Here is a 2,533-nt window from a genome sequence, read left to right on the forward strand (position 1 = left end):
ACGTTAAACAAAGAAGCAGTTTATGGCACAACGAGTAGAACTCACCGCAACAGTCTCCGAAAATCAGCTCGGTCAACGCTTAGATCAGGCTTTGGCCGAATTGTTCCCTGATTATTCGCGATCGCGCATAAAAGAATGGATCCTCGACCAGCGCGTGCTGGTAAATGGCAATCTTTGCGATAAACCGAAAGAAAAAGTGTTGGGTGGAGAGCAGGTCTCCATCAATGCAGAAATTGACGAAGAGGTTCGTTTTGAGCCTCAGGATATCCCGCTGGATATCGTGTATGAAGATGACGATATTCTTGTTATCAACAAACCGCGTGACCTCGTGGTGCATCCGGGCGCAGGCAATCCTGATGGCACGGTATTGAATGCGTTGCTGCATTACTACCCGCCAATTGCGGATGTTCCTCGCGCGGGTATCGTCCATCGTCTGGACAAAGACACGACCGGATTAATGGTGGTGGCAAAAACCGTTCCGGCGCAAACGCGTCTGGTGGAGTCATTACAGCTGCGTGAAATTACCCGTGAGTACGAAGCCGTGGCGATTGGTCATATGACAGCGGGTGGAACCGTTGAAGAGCCGATTAGCCGTCACCCGACCAAGCGTACACACATGGCGGTACACCCGATGGGTAAACCGGCGGTGACGCACTATCGTATTATGGAACACTTCCGTGTGCACACGCGTCTGCGGTTGCGTCTGGAAACCGGACGTACGCACCAGATCCGCGTGCACATGGCGCATATCACTCATCCGCTGGTGGGAGATCCGGTCTACGGTGGTCGTCCGCGTCCACCAAAAGGCGCTTCTGACGAATTTATTTCCGTATTGCGTAAGTTCGACCGTCAGGCGCTGCACGCGACCATGCTGCGTCTGTATCACCCGATTTCCGGTATCGAAATGGAATGGCATGCGCCAATTCCGCAAGATATGGTGGAATTGATTGAAGTGATGCGCGCTGATTTCGAAGAACATAAGGATGATATTGCCTGGTTATGAGTAAGCTAATTGTCCCGCAGTGGCCGCTACCGCAAGGTGTTGCGGCATGTAGTTCTACCCGTATTGGCGGTATCAGTATGCCGCCTTATGATTCGCTGAATTTGGGCGCCCATTGCGGCGATAACCCGGAGCATGTCGAAGAGAACCGCAAACGACTGTTTGCTGCGGGCAATCTGCCTTCAAAGCCAGTCTGGCTGGAACAGGTCCACGGTAAGGACGTCCTGAAACTGACGGGCGAGCCGTACTCCTCCAAACGTGCGGATGCGTCATACAGCAATACGCCAGGCACCGTGTGTGCGGTGATGACGGCGGACTGTCTGCCCGTACTATTTTGTAATCGTGCAGGTACGGAAGTCGCGGCGGCCCATGCAGGTTGGCGCGGATTATGCGCCGGTGTGCTGGAAGAGACGGTGGCGTGTTTTGCCGACAAACCTGAAAACATTATTGCCTGGCTAGGCCCGGCGATTGGCCCGAACGCGTTTGAAGTGGGGCCAGAAGTCCGCGCAGCGTTCATGGCGCATGATCCGCAGGCGGACCTCGCATTTGTACCGCGCGCAGACAAATATCTGGCGGATATCTACCAGCTTGCGCGCCAGCGTCTGGCAAATGTCGGCGTGACGCACCTCTACGGCGGTGACCGGTGCACCTTCAGCGAAAGTGAGACTTTCTTCTCTTATCGTCGCGACAATACCACGGGTCGTATGGCAAGTTTTATTTGGCTGATATAACCTAAAGAATCAAGACGATCCGGTACGTGTAATTTTCTTTTCACATAATTCAGGTCATTCACCTTGAATAATTGAGGGATGACCTCATTTAATCTCCAGTAGCAATTTTGACCTGTTATGGGAGGAGTTATGCGTCTGGATCGTCTTACTAATAAATTCCAGCTTGCTCTTGCCGATGCCCAGTCACTCGCATTGGGGCACGACAATCAATTCATCGAACCACTTCATCTAATGAGCGCCTTGCTGAATCAGGAAGGGGGATCGGTACGTCCTTTATTAACCTCTGCTGGCATTAATGCCGGCCAGTTACGTACAGCCATTGACCAGGCGTTGAGCCGCTTGCCGCAGGTAGAAGGCACCGGCGGTGATGTGCAGCCTTCTCAGGATCTGGTGCGTGTACTGAATCTTTGCGACAAGCTGGCGCAAAAAAGAGGGGACAACTTTATTTCGTCAGAACTGTTCGTTCTGGCGGCGCTTGAGTCACGCGGTACGCTGACCGATTTATTAAAATCAGCAGGGGCGACGACCGCCAATATCACTCAGGCAATTGAACAAATGCGTGGAGGTGAAAGCGTGAATGATCAGGGAGCTGAAGACCAACGTCAGGCCTTGAAAAAATATACCGTCGATCTGACCGAACGCGCCGAACAGGGCAAGCTCGATCCGGTTATCGGTCGTGATGAAGAAATCCGCCGCACCATTCAGGTGCTGCAACGTCGTACTAAAAATAACCCGGTGTTGATTGGTGAACCTGGCGTCGGTAAAACCGCCATCGTTGAAGGGCTGGCGCAGCGTATTATCA

General features: G+C 52.7%; 3 protein-coding genes. All 3 read left to right on the plus strand.

The features are described from left to right. Positions 1-22: 22 nt before the first annotated feature. Positions 23-1,003, plus strand: coding sequence for a 23S rRNA pseudouridine(1911/1915/1917) synthase RluD (gene rluD / locus KQJ18_RS23230; protein WP_038642740.1), 981 nt, complete (start codon positions 23-25; stop codon positions 1,001-1,003). Further along, positions 1,000-1,731, plus strand: coding sequence for a purine nucleoside phosphorylase YfiH (yfiH, locus tag KQJ18_RS23235; RefSeq protein ID WP_110497124.1), 732 nt, complete (start codon positions 1,000-1,002; stop codon positions 1,729-1,731). Before rluD ends, yfiH begins: the two co-directional genes overlap by 4 nt. Before the next feature lie 129 nt (positions 1,732-1,860). Then, positions 1,861-2,533: Clp protease N-terminal domain-containing protein (locus tag KQJ18_RS23240; RefSeq protein WP_275945715.1), on the plus strand; the 673-nt coding region annotated here is incomplete at its 3' end.

It is taken from the genome of Citrobacter sp. S55_ASV_140 (assembly GCF_018919505.1).
Lineage (GTDB): Bacteria > Pseudomonadota > Gammaproteobacteria > Enterobacterales > Enterobacteriaceae > Citrobacter > Citrobacter werkmanii.

Excerpts from the sequence above, each read along its gene's own strand:
- rluD (WP_038642740.1), top strand. The coding sequence starts at position 23 with ATGGCACAACGAGTAGAACTCACCGCAACAGTCTCCGAAAATCAGCTC.
- yfiH (WP_110497124.1), top strand. The coding sequence starts at position 1,000 with ATGAGTAAGCTAATTGTCCCGCAGTGGCCGCTACCGCAAGGTGTTGCG.